The sequence below is a fragment of the Inquilinus ginsengisoli genome (genome assembly GCF_031453975.1).
Taxonomy (GTDB): domain Bacteria; phylum Pseudomonadota; class Alphaproteobacteria; order DSM-16000; family Inquilinaceae; genus Inquilinus; species Inquilinus ginsengisoli_A.
Genome location: NZ_JAVDPW010000003.1, coordinates 543,972 through 560,390, shown reverse-complemented (window position 1 = coordinate 560,390; position 16,419 = coordinate 543,972). Strand labels below are relative to the sequence as shown.

The window sequence follows — 16,419 nt, the reverse complement described above, 5'->3', positions numbered from 1 at the left end:
CTCCGATCCGGCCCTATCGCTTGAAGACGATCATCTTCTCCGCGGTCATCTCTCGCGCCGTGTAGGGAATGCCGCCGACGCCGTATCCGGATTCGCGCCGGCCGGCGAAAGGCATCCAGTCGGTGCGGAACGCGCTGTGGTCGTTCACCATCACCGCCGAGGCGTCGAGCCGTTCCGCGGCGTCCAGCGCGACATCGAGGTCGCGCGTGAAGATGCTCGCCTGGAAAGCGACCGGCAGGGAATTCGCGGCGGCGATCGCCTCGTCGATCCCTTCGTAGCCATAGACGCAGGTGACCGGCCCGAAGACCTCCTGCGTCGAGACTCTGGCGCCCTTCGGCGGCCCCACGAGGATTGCGGGCTGGAGCGTCGTCCTGCTGAGGCGTTCGCCGCCGATCCGCCGCGCGCGCCCTGCCACCGCTTCGCCGATCCAGGTTTCGACCCGGTCCGCTTCGTCCGGCGTGATCAGGGGGCCAACCTCGGTGTCGGCGCGGGTCGGATCGCCGACACGCAGCTGCCCGACCCGCGCGGCGAGGCGGTCGATGAAGGCCTGCTTGACTGCCGCATGCACATAGATGCGCTGGACCGACACGCACACCTGGCCGGCATGGTAATAGCCGCCCTTGGCGATCGGCTCGATGATCGCGTCGAGATCGGCGCTGCGGTCGACGATGACGGGCGCGACGCCGCCGTGCTCCAGCGCGCAGCGCGTTCCTGGCGCCAGGATCGAGCGCAGCCGCCAGCCGACCTTCGCCGAACCGATGAAGCTCAGGAAGGCGACGCGCGCGTCGGTCGCGAAGGCCTCGGACAGAGCGCGGCTTTCGGGCAGCAGGGTCTGCACCCAGCCCTCCGGCATCCCGGCCTCGTGCACGAGCTTCACGAGCTCGACGCAGCAGAGCGGCGTCGCCATGGCCGGCTTGACGATGACCGGGCAGCCCGTGGCGATGGCAGGCGCGACCTGGTGCACGATGAGATTGAGCGGATGGTTGAAGGCGGAGATCGCCGCCACCACGCCGATCGGCTCCTTGATCGTCCAGGCGCGGCGGTTCTCGCTCGCCGGGGTCAGGCCCATCGGGATCTCGACGCCGCCCCGCATGCGCAGCAGATCCGCGGCATTCCGGATGCCGTCGGTGGCCCGGTCGGTTTCGACCAGTGCATCCGAATAGGGTTTCCCGCCTTCGCGCGCGATCAGCAGAGCAAATGTCTCGCGCTGCGTCTCGACAAGGCCGGCGAGCCTGTGGAGCATGGCCATCCGCTCATGCGGCTGCAGCCACCCTGAACGATCCTGAAACCGGGCACGCGCCGTCGCCAGCTTGGCTTCGAGCGCCGGCGCATCATCCGTCGGCAGCTCCGCAATAGGCTTGCGGTCGAAAGCCTGCACGACCTCGATCATGCTCGTTCTCCTTTCTCAAGCAGCCTGGCTGCAGGGCTTCGATGCCCGCCGGTTACCTGACCTCCACCGCCTCCGAGATGACCGCCGTCCGATCGGCCAGCTCGGGGATCTTGGCCAGGTAGGATTGGTAATGCGGCGAGTTTCGATGAGCTTCGACGGCGGCGGAGTCCCGGTACAGCTCGTCGAGCACGTAGCGATCCTCGTTCGATGAATCGCGCCAGACGTCCCAGCGCAGGTTGCCGGGTTCGGCCCTGCAATGCGGCGCCATGCCGACAAGCAGTGCTCTGAGCTCAGCGCTCTTGCCCGGGTGAGCCGTCAGGATGCCGGTGATCTTGAACAGCGATTGCATCATGCGAAGCTCGCGTTGAACTGATCAGGGCTCGTGCTGGCGGCCAAGCTTCGGGCGTGCGAATTCAAACCGCACGCCGTGCTTCGGCCCGCGTCTCGCCGGTTCACCCTCTGAGGGCGGCGAGCAACTCCTTCGCCAACGGTCCCGCCGAGGCGGGGTTCTGGCCTGTGATGAGACGGCCATCGACCATGACGTGAGGCTGCCAGTTGGATGTCGACGAATACTCGGCACCCTCCGCCCGCAACGCGTCCTCGAGCTCGTAGGGGACGTCTTCGCGGGCATAGTCGTACTCTTCCTTCTTCGAGAACGACGTGAGCTTCCTGCCGCGCACGAACGGCGTGCCGTCACCGAGGTCCACACCGAGCAGCGCGCACGGGCCGTGGCAAACCGCGGTCACGAGCTTGCCCGTGGTCCAGGCGCGCACGATGGCGTGCTGGACGGCCGCATTGCGCTGGATGTCGACCATCGGCCCGAGGCCGCCCGGCACCAGGATGGCGTCGTAATCGGCGGTGTCCACCTCGGCCAGCTTGCGGCTGTGATTCAGTCGGCGGAAGGCCTTGCTCTCGAGAAACTCCTTCTGCGCGGGGTCTTTCTCATCATACGCGTCGTAAGGCGTCCATCCCCCGGCCGGAGACGCGAACTCCACCGCGATCCCCGCCTTGTCGAGCACGTCGAAGGGATGAGCGACCTCGGCGAAGAAGAAGCCGGTCTTGCGACTGTGCGGGCCGATCACGGCCGCGTTGGTGACGATGAACAGGACGTGCTGGGTCATGATCTTCTTCCTTTGGTTCTTGCTCGCTCAGGCCATCAGAACCTGACCACGGCCCGGCCGACGACGTGGTTGTCCCGCAGGAGGTTCAGGTACTCGTTGATCTGCTCGAAGCCGATGGTCTCGATCGTGTGCTGGATCTTGCCTTCGGCGGCCAGCGCCATGACCTCGCTGAGATCGGCGTTGTTGCCCCAGAACGACCCATGGAAGGTCTGCTCTCCCGACACGCGCGGGAACAGCGGGACGTCGATGCGGTCGCCGACGAAGCCGACATCCGCATAGTGGCCGCTGATCGCCAGCAGGGCGAACCCCAGCTGCACCATCTCCGGCGCGCCGACGCAATCGATGATGGCGTCGAGCTTGCTCTGCCCGGTGGCCTTCTTCAGCTCCTTGCCGACATCGTCGGCGGACTTGCCCTTGATGCTGATGATATGGTCGGCGCCGTATTTCTTCGCGATCGCCAGCTTGTCCAGATTGCGGGCGAAGGCGACGACGGTCGCGCCGGCACCGAGCAGCCTGGCATACTGGACCGCGTAGGCGCCGAGGCCGCCGACGCCGAACACGCCAACCACCCGATCCGGCCCCAGCCCGCCGGCATTGCGGATCTTTTTCAGACCGCGATAGGGCGTCAGCCCGGCATCGGTGAGCGGCGCCAGCTCCTCGAACTGCAGGTGCTTCGCCACCTTGATCACGTAGCGCGCCGGAACCGGGATGTATTCCGCGAACCCGCCATAGGTGCCGAAGCCGGGCCAGCGCACATTGGGGCAGATGTGCGTGTTGCCGACCTGGCAATGGCGGCAGACTCCGTCGCCCCATCCGGGCGAGACCACCACATGGTCGCCCTCCTCGAAACTCGCGGCCTTGGGAACGACGCTGCCGATCTTCTCGATCGTGCCGGTGATCTCATGGCCTGGGATCACCGGCGGCGGGATATCGCCATAGCCCTGGAAAAACCCGTCGACCAGCAGAACATCGGATCGGCACATCCCGCAGGCCTTGACCTTGACCAGCACTTCGTCTGCCTGGATCTCCGGAACCGGGATGTCCTCCAGGACGAGCGGTTTGTTGTATTCAAGAATGCGGGCCGCTTTCATGGGCTTCCCCTTCTCTCAGAAGTTCAGGTGTCACTGACTGCGGCCGCGGCGGCCTCCGCCACGGCGATGTCCTGTTCGACCGATCCGGCGCTGGTTCCAACCGCCCCGACGATGGCGCCGTCGATCCGGACCGGCAGGCCCCCACCAAAGGTTACGACCCGGCCGTGATTGCTCTGCCCGATCCCGAAGAGTGGCGCGCCGGGCTGAGCAAGCTCGGCCAGATAGGCGGTCGTCTTGTCGAACAGACGGGCCGTCACCGCCTTGCCGATGGCGAGGTCGATGCTGCCGATCAGGGCGCCGTCCTGCCGTGTGAAGGCGATAAGCGCCCCGCCAGCATCGACGACCGCGATGTTGTAGGCGATGCCGAGGGCGACGGCCTTGGACTCGCCCGCCTCGAGCATCCGCTTTGCATCCGAGAGAGTCAGGGTGTTGCAGGAGCGGGGCATCGTATTCGCAGCCTTGTCCTGGTCGGGTTGCCATTGGTTCGGATCAAATCCGCCGGCGCGGGGCGGCGCATGGGCCGTTTCCCCTGCGGCGTTCGAGGCGATCTTCAGCTGACCGGCACATGCTGTCCCAGCTGTGCTGGAGCCGGGACGGCCGCGTGTTGGCTAGGAAAATCGACTACCACCGCGACCGCGTCTCCGGTGGTAAAAAGCGGTAAAAAGAATCTGATAATGCACATGTCGAACCGCCGTGCTGCACCTCGTGCCGGCAATCGTGGGACAGGGAAAAGCGGTCTGGCGACACAGGCGGGTGACGACGCCCGCCCTTAGGGGGCGGCAGAGATCATGGAGCGGTCAGACAGCATTGACGGCAGGATATTCTGCTTCGGCGAATGCCGCTTCATTCCCGATCATCAACTGCTGCTGCACCGCGAGACGCCGGTCCGGGTGGGATCCCGCGCGCTCGATCTACTGCATGCACTGGTGCGGAGACCCGGCGATGTCGTCAGGAAAGACGAGCTCATTCGCTTCGCATGGCCGAACATCTTCGTCCATGAGGCCAATCTGAAGGTCAACATCGCCGCGCTGCGGCGCGCCCTTTCGCAAGGGCAGACCGGTTTGAACTACATTGCAACCGTGCCTGGCCGCGGGTACCGGTTCGTCGCGCCGGTCCGCGTCCTGGACCCGTCTGCCGGGTCGGTTCTCCCCAATCCTGCCGGAAGCAGTTTAGGGGAGCTGCCGGTCGCACCGATGCTGATCGGGCGGGATGAGGTCAAGGCGGAGATCGTCGGCGCGCTCGCGGAGACGAGGCTCCTCACAATCGCTGGGCCAGCGGGCGTCGGCAAGACGAGCATTGCGATTGCAACGGCACGGCAAATCGACGAACGGCTGAAAGACGGCGTGTGCTTTATCGACCTCGCGACGATCGAGGATCCGCAACTCGTCGCCCCGGCGGTTGCCATCGCGGCAGGGCTGGACAGCAATCTCGTCAATGTCCTCGCCGGACTCGTCGAAGCGTTGCGTAATCGGGACATGCTGCTGGTGCTCGACAATTGCGAACATGTGCTGAGCGCTGCGGCGGCCGTCGCAGACCATTTGAATCATGCGCTTCCCAAGCTTCTTGTCGTCGCGACCAGTCGAGAGCCGCTGCGGTGCAGGTGGGAGTCGGTCTATCGCCTCGCACCGCTCGCCTGCCCTGCCGAGGAGAATGAAGCGGACACCGCAGCGGCGATGAGCTTCCCGGCAGTCGAGCTTCTGGTCCGACGCGCGGGGATCCATGGCTATCGGTTGAACAAGGCTGACCTGCCCGTGCTGGCCGCCATCAGCCGGCGCCTGGACGGCATAGCGCTCGCGATCGAACTGGCGGCGCCGAGGTTGTCCATTGATGGCCCCGCGGCGCTGCTTGGCTTGCTGGAGCACAGCTTCGAGCCGCTGGCGTCGCAGGGGGGCGCTCCAACGGCCCGCCATATGACGCTGATGGCGACGCTGGATTGGAGCTACAGGCTGCTTCCGGCGCGGGAAGCCCGTCTGTTGCGCCATCTGTCGGTATTCGGCGGAAAGTTCATGCTGGAAGATGTGGTCGGCGTTTGCGGTGATCTTGCTGCGCCGGAGGACATCGCGACCTGGCTGGAAAGCGTTGCTGCAAAGTCGCTGCTGTCCGTCAGCTATCATAATGGGCGCCGGCGCTACCGCCTCCTCGACAGCACGCGCAACTTTGCCAGTGAACGCCTTCGCGCAGGCGGCGAACAGCAGACGGCAATGGCCAGTTATGCGCGCTACCTCCTCACCCTATTTGAGGCGGCCGAAGCCGACTGGAGTTGGAGAACCCGGGAGGACTGGACTGCTCGCTATGGACACTGGGCGAATGACTTACGCCGCGCCATCGACTGGGCATTCACACTTGGAGGAGACGCGGAACTCGGGGTGCGGCTGACTGCGGCCGCCGTCACCTTCTGGAATGAATTTTCGTCGGTCGTCGAATGCCGGATGCGCGTCAAAGCGGCTTTGGATGCCATCGAGCGACTGCCCTTCTGCGATTCGATACTCAAACTGAAGCTGGTCGCTGCGCACGCCATCAACGGCTGTTTTTCCAGCAGCCTCGGCGCGGAGGTTGAAGCGGCTCTGCAGGAAGGTCAGCGCATGGCCGATCAACTCGGCAACGTCGAATATCGCCTTCGCGCCACCCTGGGTCTCATCGGCGTCCAGGCCTTTTCCGGCCGTCATCGCGATGTGCTATCGACGGTCGCCCAGCTTCGCGGGATCATCGAGACTACCGGCGAGCGATCCGCCGCTCCGGATGCGGATCGTCACGAGTTCACGACGCGCTTTTATTGCGGCGAGATTGAACATGGGCACGCGGGCCTGACGACCCTTGCCCGCGAGCACGCGATGATCGCCAACCGGTCTCGCACCTCACGCTTCCAGCTCGATCGGTTCATCGCCATCCGCAACTACCTGGCAGTGACGACCTGGGTGATAGGAGATCATCGTGGTGCCTTGGCCGTAGCAAGGGACGCGGTCGAAGCGGGGGCAGCGCTCGACCACGCCGTGTCCTACACGCATTCTCTGGCGATGGCGGCGGTTCCGGTTTCGCTGTGGTGCGGCTTGCTCGATCTGGCACAGGAGCAAGTGACAAGGCTCGTCGAGAAGCTCGCCCTGCGCCAGATCGACACCTGGCCGCCATCCGCACGCTTCTATCAGGCCGCGATCGACTCCGCGCGGGGCGATGCTAACGGAGTTGAGAGAATGCGCAGGGCGATCGATGAGCTCGCCGCATGCAACCTCCGCACTCATTTTCCGATCCGTCTCGCGATGCTTGCGGAGATGGCTTTGGCTCATGACCGTCTCGACCTTGCCAGCACCAGCATAGCTAAGGCCCTGGAATACGCCGACCAGCGGGACGAACGCTGGTGCAGTGCCGAACTGGTGCGCGTTCTTGGCCTGGTTCGGCGGCACGTGGGCGATGCGCAAGGCGCCGAGCGGGCGTTTGAGGTGGCGGTGCGTATCGCGCGGCAAAGCGGCGCCCTCAGCTTTGAGTTGCGCGCCGCGACCAACCTAGCCGAACTTAGCCTGCAGACCGACCGTCGGAATGGCACGATGGAGCCGCTACGGGCCATCTGCGAGCGGTTCGACACCAGCTTCGAAAGCGCTGATTCGCTGGCAGCGCATAGAGCGTTGGGAGCTCTTTGAGCTGCGCGACGGCCGCGATGTCATGCCGGGGCGAAAGCACCCGCCCGGCCGACTCCCGCCAATTGCGGTCATCGCGCCGGCGGCGCGAAACCGGACGTCGACCGAATCGGCCAGATCCGGCCCTTCCCCGGGCCAGCCCGGACCAGCGAGGTCGCCCGAGACTGGCCATATGAACGTGGTGAGTCATTTCTCCGGTTCGGCTATAATTAGCCGGGTTGCCCCCTAACGACATGTTTATTCCGCGGGCCCCGGACTATGTCAGTGGCAGGATTCTAGCGGAAGCCGATTCAGTCAGGCCATCAGCCAGGACATCGCAATATGGCGGTGAGCAGCCCACAGGCGGAAGTGCCGCACGAGAGGCGGATTTTGACCGCTCTCTGCTACGATCTTGTCGGATCAACCGATCTGCTCACGGCTCTGGACATGGAGGACGTCCAGGACCTGATGTCGGCCTTCCAACACGCTGTTCGGCAGGCGATCGTATCCAATTCTGGCGTCGTCACGGTCGAAGCCGGCGACGGTGGTGTGGCACTCTTCCCGACAGAGATCGACGCCAGGGACTCGGCAGCACTCGCCGTTGGCGCTGGGTTGGACATCGTGGAGGCATGCAGGCGCGTCGGCCGGGAGAGCGGCAGGCCCGACCTGCAGGTTCGCGTCGGCATTGCGACGTCGGTGAGCTTGATCCAAGGAGGACCAGAACAGGCGATCCCCGACCATGTCACGGGACCTGCGCTCGCCATGGCTACTCGGCTGCAAGGCATCGCCGACCCGAACACCGTTCTCACGTCACACAAGACGAGGAGCCTGGCGCGTCGGTCCCATGCGTTCGTTTTCCGCGGAGCCCGCACCGTCAAAGGCTTTGTTGAGCCGGAGCGGGTCTGGCGCGCACTCCGCCACAAGCGGCAAGTTGATCGCTTTTTCGCATTTGGACGGCTGACAAGCCCGCTTGTGGGGCGCGCTGAAGAACTGAGCGTGATCTCGGACCTATGGGCCAACGCAGTTTCGGGGCAGGGCGAAGCCCTTTTCATCGAGGGCGAGCCAGGCGTCGGCAAATCTCGCCTTGTCCATGAGGTTCGAAGGACGACACGTCGAGAACGAGCGCAACTGCTGCTCTTCCAGTGCTCGCCTGGCGGTGATCGCTCCGTGTTGCTGCCCCTGCTGCAGGCTCTTTCTGAAGGCGTCGGGCAAGCCACAGGCCCGCCAACATCTGCCGCGATCGCCGAACAGCTTCGACGCCTCGGCATCACCGATGCCGGTGTGGCCGATCTGTTCTCCTTCCTGCTAGGAGCCAAGGGAGCCAGCCCGGCCCTGCAGGACGCGGATCTCGAGACCATCCGCGAGAGAACCCACTGGGCCATCCGTCGAAGCCTAGAGGCGCTATGCGCAAGCGGTCCCATCGTCGTTGCGGTCGAAGATGTGCATTGGATCGATCCGACCTCCTGGCAGTTGCTCGCGGAAGTCGTGCGTATTGTCCCTCAGTATCCCGCCCTTTTGATCGTCACAGCTCGGCGCGGATCGTCGGCCCGTCGATCAGAAGCGCATGGCTTCCGGCACATTGGGTTGTCCCCGCTCGATCAGCAGGAGGCGCGGAAGGCGATTACCAATCTATGGCCATCGGGCAGGGATACCGATCAAACGGAGCTTCTCGACACCATTGGGCGAATAACCGGGGGCATACCTCTCTATATCGAAGAAACATGCCAATGGTTGGCTGAGGCCGCCGGCCCCGCAGCGGACAAGCTGGCTCGGACCATCTCGCAGTCTCATGGGTCCACGTTTGAGAGCGTGGTTGAAGCCAGACTGGGATCCTTGGGTCTTGCCAAGGATATCTCGCAGGCCGCAGCGGTTGCTGGCAATCGGTTCGACCAGGCACTGCTCGTAGTGTTGTTGCCCGAGTTGGAGCAGGAGACGATCGGCGACGCACTGGAGGCTCTAAGCGATGCTGGTTTCCTCAGACGCATTAGACCTTCCGGCCGGCCGGCCTACGAATTCCGACATGCCTTGATCCAAGAGACAATCTACAATTCCCTGCTGCGCAAAAGGCGACAGGGCCTTCAACGCACGCTGTTCAACGCTGTCGACCGCGATCGGCGAATTGCTCCGTGGATTGGAACTGCCGAGCTCGCAGTCCTTGCCGAGCGGGCCGGCCTGCCGGAGAACGCAATCGAACTGCTAATCGTGGCTGGCAAGGACGGGTTTTCTCGATCGGCATTGGTCGAGGCCCGCCAACTTCTCGACCACGCCCTGGCCCTTTGCGATAGCCTCAGCGAGCCCCAGCCACGGGAGATCCTCCGGCTCTCCGCAATGGTTGCACTCGGTCCGGTGTTGACCAGTGCCGAGGGGCCGAACTCTCCTCCTGCCCAGAAGCTCTATCAGGATGGAGTCGACCTTGCCCGAAGACGCCCTTTAGCTGAGCGGGCCAAATGGTTTCCGCTCTACTGGGGGTGGTGGTTCACTGGGACCGATGTCGACGGTGAGCGAGCGCGGGCCGTCCTTGACGAACTTCGGGATGTCGAGGATAGCGAAGTGCAACTTCAGACGCGGCACTGCGTCTGGACCATAGACTTCTATCTCGCACGGCATGAGAGCTGCATTTCAGCGGTGGACGCGGGCCTCTCTCTTTACGACAGTGTCGACAGGGGAGAGGACACCACGTTGTTTGGAGGACATGACGCCCGCGTCTGCGGCTTGGCACATCGGTCGCTGTCGCTATGGTTCACGGGGCGAGCCGCAAGCGCGACGCGATCGGCCGAGGAGGCGAGATCCTGGGCACATCAATTGGGTCACGCGAGCAGTATCGCACATGCCTGCGTTAACCAGGCGATGTTGCATTATTTTCGCAGGGATATCTCCGCGCTCCGAAACGTCGTAGGCGAGATCCGCTCTATCACGGGCAGCTACATCTTCCCCTCACTTGTCGCTACAACCCAGATACTTGAGGGATGGTGCGACGGTGTCTCCGGTGATCCTGGTAAGGGCATCGCTTTGATGCGACAGGGTCTTGCCGCTCACCACGAGCGCCAGACACCGGAGGACTATCCTGTCTACTGCGGAATGCTCGCTGAAACTCTCGCGCTCGATGGCGAGACCTGCGAGGGATTAGAGTTGATATCGCTGGCGACAAGCGAGGTCGAGCGAAGCGGCCAGCGTTATTGGCTCGCCGATCTTCACCGCCGCAAAGCCTATCTTCTGTTCCAGAAGGGCGCTCCTCCTGACGAAATCGTGAGCGCACTCAGCATGAGCTTAGCCGTCGCCGCAGAACAGAATGCGGTGCCGCTTCTGCTTACCACCTACGACGCTCTGCTGTGGTCGGGCCTCTCCCCGGAGCTGGGATTGTTGTACCGCGAGTGCGCCGATGCAGCGAAGACCCGCCTCAACCCGAATGCCGCGCTGATCGTCAATCCAGAGCCGATGCCACGGCACGGGCGCGCCAAGTGACAAGGATAGAAATTCCGACCCCGCTCCCTGATCGATATGAGCGTTCGGGCCCGCTGCCGGAAGACGCGCTGGCGAGACTGATGGCGATGCGCGGCGCTTTGGGCATCACGCGGATCGCCGATATCACTGGTCTCGACCGCATCGGCGTCCCCGTGGTGCAGGTAGTGAGGCCGTTCTCCCTCTCCAATGCCGTCTCGCAAGGCAAGGGCGGCACCATGACCCAAGCTGCAATTTCGGCCATTTTAGAGGCTGCCGAGGCCTACTTCGCCGAGCGCGTCGACCGCTTCGAATCTGTCGTCGCGTCGGCCAGTTCGTTGTCCATCGCGGCTGGCCGTTTCGCCAGGCACCTTCGGGACGGCGCACCCCCTGATTGGCACGATCAGGAGATCGCGTGGGTGGAGGCCACCAATCTGATGGACGGCAGTCGCAGCATGGTTCCGCTCGAACTCGTGCACACCGCCTACACGGTTCCGCCGCAGCCATATGACGGGATCTTCGCAGCATCGACGACTGGCCTTGCAGCATCCTTCGTTGAGACGGATGCGATCGCGCACGGAATTCTCGAATGCGTCGAACGGGATGCAGTTGCCCGCGCGAACCGCATTCATGGCTTCTTCCAACGCAACCGCATCGATCCGGCGACGATTGATGATGCTGCGGTCTGCGAGTTCCTGGAAACCCTGAGCGCCAAGGGGCTGATCGTCGGCCTCTGGCAAGCACCGTCACCTATCGGCATAGCGACGATCTGCTGCCATTTGATGGAGGACGTGGAGGGACAAGAGGCACTGCTGCCCCATCCAGCCATCGGATCGGCCGCAAGCCTGGATCCTGCCGCAGCGATAGCTCACGCCATTCTCGAGGCGGCGCAATCACGTCTGGCGGCCATCTCGGGCGCTCGTGACGACATGACCCGCGCGGTTTACCCGAAGTACCCGGACTGGCAGATGATCGCTGCCCATCGGCGGCTGATCGCAGAGGGCCCTCGCACTCAGAGCTTTCTGAAGCTGTCGAAACCGGAGACCGAGGGCGTCAAAGATGGCCTCCCCCCCCTCCTCGCATTGCTCGAAAGCAGCCACATCAGAGACGTCAACCTGATCCGGCTGGAGACCGAGCCTCTAACCGGCCTGAGCGTTGTCCGGATCGTCATTCCAGCGCTACAGCCGCTGCTTGAAAGCTGACTGCATGAAACCCAGGCTAATTTTCACCGGCCCCACCATATCGCACGCAGAGGGGTCGAGCGTCCTTGACGCAATCTTTCTTCCACCGGCGGTTCAGGGGTCAATCGTATTAGCTGTGCATCGGTTCGATCCTGCCGCAATCCTCATTATCGACGGTGGCTTCCAGAGCGAACCAGCTGTCAGACACAAAGAGATCCTTTGGGCGCTTAGCCTCGGAATTCCAGTCGTTGGCGCCGCCAGCATGGGTGCGCTGCGTGCCGCCGAACTCTTTCCCTACATGCAAGGTAGCGGCCTAATCTATAGATGGTACCGTCGATATCCGTTGGCTCCGGATGACGCTGTCGCTGTTCTGCATGGGCCAGAGGTGGTGAATTTCGCACCGCTGACCTCGTCATTGATTGATTTGAGGATGACCATTCGCGCCGCTCATCGCCGCGGGCTCATACCTGTCGATCTCGCGGCCAGCATGGAACTCATCGCCCGAAATCTCAATCTTCGGGATCGCACACTTACCAGGGTCATCGAGGGCGCACTGAAGTCGGAAGACGAGCCCACGGCCGCAGCGTTTCAGGCGCGCATACAATCTATTTTTGTTGAGCAGAAGAGGACAGACGCGCTCGGTGCGTTGCAGCTTCTGCGGGCGGGTGTCGTTGCGCCACCCGCCGTTCCGGACTTTACCCTGACGGCGGCCTTCGACCGCGATCTCGAGGATGCCGGCCTGACGCTTGGACATGGTCAAACTCGATCGGCGGCAGCGTTGGATACGCCTACATCGAACGGAGAAATTTACGTGGCTTGATCCTGGGTATAGGCTTTTTAGCCATGGGGGAACATGCCGAGCAGATTGGGACGGTCGACCGCGGAGGCCCTGGCAGTCGCGTCCTCGGGACACGCTTTCGAATTTATCCGCAGGCACCATACGTCGCTGGCTACGAGACACCCGAGACAGTGTGGATTTCGACTCCGCCCGATCAAATACGAGTAGGTCCAGAGGATCACCGCATCTATGTCCGCGATCCACTCCTTGCTAAGGAGCCATACGAATATCCCTACCTTCCGCCTTTCGTCGGCGAGGTCTTTCCACCTGCAGAACCAGCTTTCGACGGACACTTCGATCAAATACCGTTGAATTCTAGGCGTTTTCTTGCCGCTCACGCGTTTGCGTCGGTAAGTCGGGTCTTAGATATCTGGGAGAGCTATATCGGTAGACCTACCGTTTGGCACTTTGCAGAAACCTACGAGCGGCTTGAGATTATTCCCCGGATCGATTGGAATAATGCTCAGTCGGGCTATGGCTTCCTCGAGTTAGGGCAGGACCGGGGTTTGGACGGTCAGGCGCACCCGTTCGCGCTCAACTTCGATGTCATCGCCCATGAAGTCGGCCACGCTATACTCTTCTCGCTGATTGACGTGCCCGAAAAGGGACTCAGACAAGCAGACTACGCGTCATTTCATGAGACGAGCGCGGACCTGATCTCACTCCTGTCCTTCCTTCATTTCGACAGCGGCCTGGATAGGCTGCTGCGTCACTGCAACGGCAATCTTCTGATATTAAATGAATTGAACCGGATAGGCGAGCTTGTGGGAGATCGGCAGGTCCGTTTGGCCAGCAATTCGAGACGCCTTTCGGAGGTGACAGACGAGCTCCATGATCGCTCACGCCCGTTCACGGGCGCCGTGTTTGACACAATCGTCGACAACTACCACGCGAGGTTGGTGGCTGAGGGGTTAGCTGACGAAAGGCTGCTGGAACTCGATATTAGGACAGTCAGCCAAACCGCCATGCAGAAGATCTCCGATTTTACGGCACGAGCTTTCCGTGCCCGTCCGTTTCTCTTCAAAAGCGCTCTGACGAGGGCGAGGGACGACGTGGCGTTGGTGCTGGCACGAGCTTGGCTCCTTCTCGATGTTGATAATTTGACCTTTGAGAGCGCGGGAATCTCTCTAATAAACGCCAGCAAGCCCATCGACGCGTTTCTCGCAACAAAACTTGAAGAAAACCTTTCATGGCGGGAGATAATCTGACTCATCCATACAGATTGAGGAGAACAACTATGGCCGACGACTTTCACCGCCCGACATTAACATTCCCTGATGGAGCGTATAATGCTACTCAGGTTAGGCTCTACGGAATATCGGCCCCAGATGATCTTTCTTATTCCAATGACCCTAAGAAAGAATTGGATGACGGAAGCTATTCTATAATGATAAGCCCTGTATCAGTTATAAAAAATTCGGACCAACAAGCAACATCTTCTGTAGTCGACGAACTCAGAAAAAAGAAATTATCTAACTCTGGAATATTCCACAATATCTTAGAAGATCATAGCGTAAAAATACCAGTCGCTTATTATCAAATAATTAAATTTGACGTAAAACAATACGGAACAGTAGGTCTCGTTTTATTTAATTCTTCGGCACCCGAAGCACCATCGCCTAATAGATTTTCGTCGTGCGGAATAATAGTAGGTTACGCATATGAAGGACATTGCTATGATCTTCCTAAACCAAAGATAATGGTTCTTCCGACTCCTCCGGTGCCTATCCCAGAAGATGATTGCGGATATCAACTCAAAAGGGATTCCAACTACCGCTTGTGGGTCGTCGACAAGCTAGAAGAATGTGTAGAATTTGAGATGAATCAAGGATTTATCGAACAGATCGTTTTGGAGGCGAACCTCCCCGGCAAGCGGTCGCCCACCTCGTATGTTGGACGGGCAATGCTAGCTCATCGGAACGGAAGATTGACTGACTAACTCGCTTCTCTCACCTCACAACCGCATCCAGTATCGGGTCACCTGTAGACGCCGCGCTGGCCCGCGCACCGCGCGCAGCATAATCCTGCCACATGATGACCGCCGCGATCGGGTCGGCGTAGGGGCTCGCGGTGTTGAGGACACCCGGTAGCCGGGCCGCGATCCGCGCTGAGGTCGAAGGCCCCCCGCCGCCCATTACGCCAAGCGATTGGAGACGAGCGCCCGCAGGCCAGCGTAGCCGCCGCCCAGCACGGTTGCAGCTTGGGCGGGGGCCAAATAGGCCTATCTGCGTGAGGCCGACCGCGCCACCGCCCGTCATGCCGATGCGAGCCGTGTTGCTGTAGTTTGAGGTCCGGCCCACCTGACGCATACCCTCCGCGATCCTGGCGATGTCGTTCAGATCGCTGATGAGCTGCGGGTCGTCGGCGAAGACCTGCGCCTTCGCGTTCTGGGACATCTTCGCCCAATTGGTCAGGAACGTCGCCGCGGAGAACTCATCGCCCGCCGCGTTCTGCTGCCTGGGCTTGGCGCGGCCGAGATGCGCGATCGTGCTCGCCTGGATATCCGCCCTCCCCTCCGGCAACGTATTCCGGAGCAGAGCGGCGATGCGGTCGCCATCCTGGAAATTCGAGCCGACGAACTTGTTGAACAGCGTGCCGCCCCCATCGCTCTGCTGCTGGAGTCGTTGAATCGCTTCGTCGACGCGATCGAAAGCGACCGCGCACTCCGTGTCGCGGCTCGCACCGGCCAGGTGCTTCCTGCGAACTGCACCTCGGTGGGAAAGGCGTTGCTGGCCGAACTCGGCCGACAGCAAGTGCGCGCACTTTATCCAGCGGGCGATTTGCCGTTTCAGACGCGCCACTCGATCAAGTCGATGCGTTCCCCGGAGGCCGCCCTCGACGAAGTCCGGTAAATGGGTTGCGCCACTAACCTCGAAGAGAGCGAGGAGTGGAGTGCACCCCTGGACTGAGACAGAAGAATTGGGGTGACATGGGCGATCGGAGGCTGAATGCCCGACAAGCCCAGGACTCCCACCCGCAGTTTCCCGTCGTCGCTGAAGCAGGCGGCGAGATGCGACCTTCCCTCCCCGTCGCCGCATCCGTCTCGCAATGTGACCCGACAACAAGGGTCGGCTTCGGGGCCAATGAGACCGGGAGGGATGTCCGGTTCGAAAGTTTCCGGACTGCCTCCGAACGTCAGCTGACGGGACCAGCCCCGCCCCTGAACGAAGGCCGGTCCCGGGGCGGCTGGGTCGCTGGCAATGTCCGGTTCGGGGCAGCCTGAACCACCTTCGGATGACAGCATTGGGGACGAACCGGCAATGAGGAATGGGCGCTTCATTCAAGGGGCCGGGGCCGCTTAGCGGCCCCGGCCCGACGGTTCTATTCAGCAGCGTTCGCGTATCGCTCGCCGTCGGCCATATCAACGCCCAGACCGGCCCCTACCTCTGTCCCGAAGCAATGCCGGCAGCCAGCTAGTCCCAGCCAGAAGCTGCTCCGCGGCGTCGGCCATCTCGTGCTTCTTCATTCCCGCCATCCGGTCGGCTGCTTCAGACGCCCACGGCGCGGAGCTACTTCGGCCGGGTCACGAAAGCGCATATCCTTGCCGCCGTACGCGAGGGCGTGCCGAATGCCCAGGTTTGGGTCGTCAGCGACGGAGTTAGACACGGCGGGTGGGCGACGGAGAGCGGCCGGCAGCCCGCCGAGGGAGGCGGGCCGCGCCCGGTCGGAGCGGTTGCGGCGGTGCGCCGGATGAGCGGCAGGGCCGGAACGGAGTCGAGGACGCGCGCCAGCGCGTTGCGGACCGGCGCGGC

General features: G+C 62.4%; 13 protein-coding genes. 7 read left to right on the top strand and 6 right to left on the bottom strand.

The genetic code is table 11. The annotated features are described in order from the left end of the window. Positions 1-13 precede the first annotated feature (13 nt). From E9232_RS10305 to E9232_RS10285, 5 genes are all read right to left on the bottom strand, one after another. Positions 14-1,390, bottom strand: coding sequence for an aldehyde dehydrogenase family protein (locus E9232_RS10305; protein ID WP_309793842.1), 1,377 nt, complete (start codon positions 1,388-1,390; stop codon positions 14-16). Positions 1,391-1,442: 52 nt separating this feature from the next. Continuing rightward, a complete protein-coding gene (locus tag E9232_RS10300; RefSeq protein ID WP_309793841.1) occupies positions 1,443-1,742 on the bottom strand; it encodes a putative quinol monooxygenase in 300 nt (99 codons plus the stop codon). Positions 1,743-1,842: 100 nt separating this feature from the next. Further along, positions 1,843-2,511, bottom strand: a complete 669-nt coding sequence (locus E9232_RS10295; protein ID WP_309793840.1) for a type 1 glutamine amidotransferase domain-containing protein — start codon at positions 2,509-2,511, stop codon at positions 1,843-1,845. 35 nt (positions 2,512-2,546) lie between these two features. Beyond that, positions 2,547-3,602 (bottom strand): NAD(P)-dependent alcohol dehydrogenase, encoded by a 1,056-nt coding sequence (locus E9232_RS10290; RefSeq protein ID WP_309793839.1) that lies wholly within the window; start codon positions 3,600-3,602, stop codon positions 2,547-2,549. Between the two features lie 23 nt (positions 3,603-3,625). Then, complete coding sequence (locus E9232_RS10285; RefSeq protein WP_309793838.1) at positions 3,626-4,048, bottom strand: GlcG/HbpS family heme-binding protein; 423 nt, start codon at positions 4,046-4,048, stop codon at positions 3,626-3,628. Positions 4,049-4,390: 342 nt separating this feature from the next. On the opposite strand from E9232_RS10285, the gene E9232_RS10280 reads away from it, so the two are divergent. The 6 genes from E9232_RS10280 to E9232_RS10255 all read left to right on the top strand — a co-directional run bounded on the left by E9232_RS10280 (position 4,391) and on the right by E9232_RS10255 (position 14,606). Beyond that, positions 4,391-7,234, top strand: a complete 2,844-nt coding sequence (locus E9232_RS10280; protein WP_309793837.1) for an ATP-binding protein — start codon at positions 4,391-4,393, stop codon at positions 7,232-7,234. A 318-nt stretch (positions 7,235-7,552) separates the two neighbouring features. Further along, positions 7,553-10,672, top strand: a complete 3,120-nt coding sequence (locus E9232_RS10275; protein ID WP_309793836.1) for an ATP-binding protein — start codon at positions 7,553-7,555, stop codon at positions 10,670-10,672. Then, entirely contained in the window at positions 10,582-11,850 is a 1,269-nt protein-coding gene (locus E9232_RS10270; RefSeq protein ID WP_309793835.1) for a YcaO-like family protein, read from the top strand. Before E9232_RS10275 ends, E9232_RS10270 begins: the two co-directional genes overlap by 91 nt. A gap of 4 nt (positions 11,851-11,854) precedes the next feature. After that, positions 11,855-12,649, top strand: coding sequence for a TfuA-like protein (locus tag E9232_RS10265; RefSeq protein WP_309793834.1), 795 nt, complete (start codon positions 11,855-11,857; stop codon positions 12,647-12,649). A 149-nt stretch (positions 12,650-12,798) separates the two neighbouring features. After that, positions 12,799-13,875 (top strand): gluzincin family metallopeptidase, encoded by a 1,077-nt coding sequence (locus E9232_RS10260; protein ID WP_309793833.1) that lies wholly within the window; start codon positions 12,799-12,801, stop codon positions 13,873-13,875. 29 nt (positions 13,876-13,904) lie between these two features. Beyond that, the gene (locus E9232_RS10255) at positions 13,905-14,606 is read left to right on the top strand and encodes a hypothetical protein (protein ID WP_309793832.1); all 702 of its coding nucleotides are present in this window, start codon (positions 13,905-13,907) and stop codon (positions 14,604-14,606) included. Between the two features lie 10 nt (positions 14,607-14,616). On the opposite strand, the gene E9232_RS35815 is transcribed toward E9232_RS10255, so the two are convergent. Beyond that, positions 14,617-15,063, bottom strand: coding sequence for a hypothetical protein (locus E9232_RS35815; RefSeq protein WP_374710606.1), 447 nt, complete (start codon positions 15,061-15,063; stop codon positions 14,617-14,619). Between the two features lie 81 nt (positions 15,064-15,144). Here E9232_RS35815 and E9232_RS35810 point away from each other — a divergent pair, with 81 nt between their 5' ends. Next, positions 15,145-15,519, top strand: a complete 375-nt coding sequence (locus E9232_RS35810; protein ID WP_374710605.1) for an IclR family transcriptional regulator domain-containing protein — start codon at positions 15,145-15,147, stop codon at positions 15,517-15,519. Positions 15,520-16,419 lie beyond the last annotated feature (900 nt).

Coding starts and splice junctions, on each gene's coding strand:
- E9232_RS10265 (WP_309793834.1), top strand. CDS start 11,855: ATGAAACCCAGGCTAATTTTCACCGGCCCCACCATATCGCACGCAGAG.
- E9232_RS10300 (WP_309793841.1), bottom strand. CDS start 1,742: ATGATGCAATCGCTGTTCAAGATCACCGGCATCCTGACGGCTCACCCG.
- E9232_RS10255 (WP_309793832.1), top strand. CDS start 13,905: ATGGCCGACGACTTTCACCGCCCGACATTAACATTCCCTGATGGAGCG.
- E9232_RS35815 (WP_374710606.1), bottom strand. CDS start 15,063: ATGTCCCAGAACGCGAAGGCGCAGGTCTTCGCCGACGACCCGCAGCTC.
- E9232_RS10295 (WP_309793840.1), bottom strand. CDS start 2,511: ATGACCCAGCACGTCCTGTTCATCGTCACCAACGCGGCCGTGATCGGC.
- E9232_RS10290 (WP_309793839.1), bottom strand. CDS start 3,602: ATGAAAGCGGCCCGCATTCTTGAATACAACAAACCGCTCGTCCTGGAG.
- E9232_RS10285 (WP_309793838.1), bottom strand. CDS start 4,048: ATGCCCCGCTCCTGCAACACCCTGACTCTCTCGGATGCAAAGCGGATG.
- E9232_RS10305 (WP_309793842.1), bottom strand. CDS start 1,390: ATGATCGAGGTCGTGCAGGCTTTCGACCGCAAGCCTATTGCGGAGCTG.
- E9232_RS35810 (WP_374710605.1), top strand. CDS start 15,145: ATGCGCGATCGTGCTCGCCTGGATATCCGCCCTCCCCTCCGGCAACGT.
- E9232_RS10280 (WP_309793837.1), top strand. CDS start 4,391: ATGGAGCGGTCAGACAGCATTGACGGCAGGATATTCTGCTTCGGCGAA.
- E9232_RS10275 (WP_309793836.1), top strand. CDS start 7,553: ATGGCGGTGAGCAGCCCACAGGCGGAAGTGCCGCACGAGAGGCGGATT.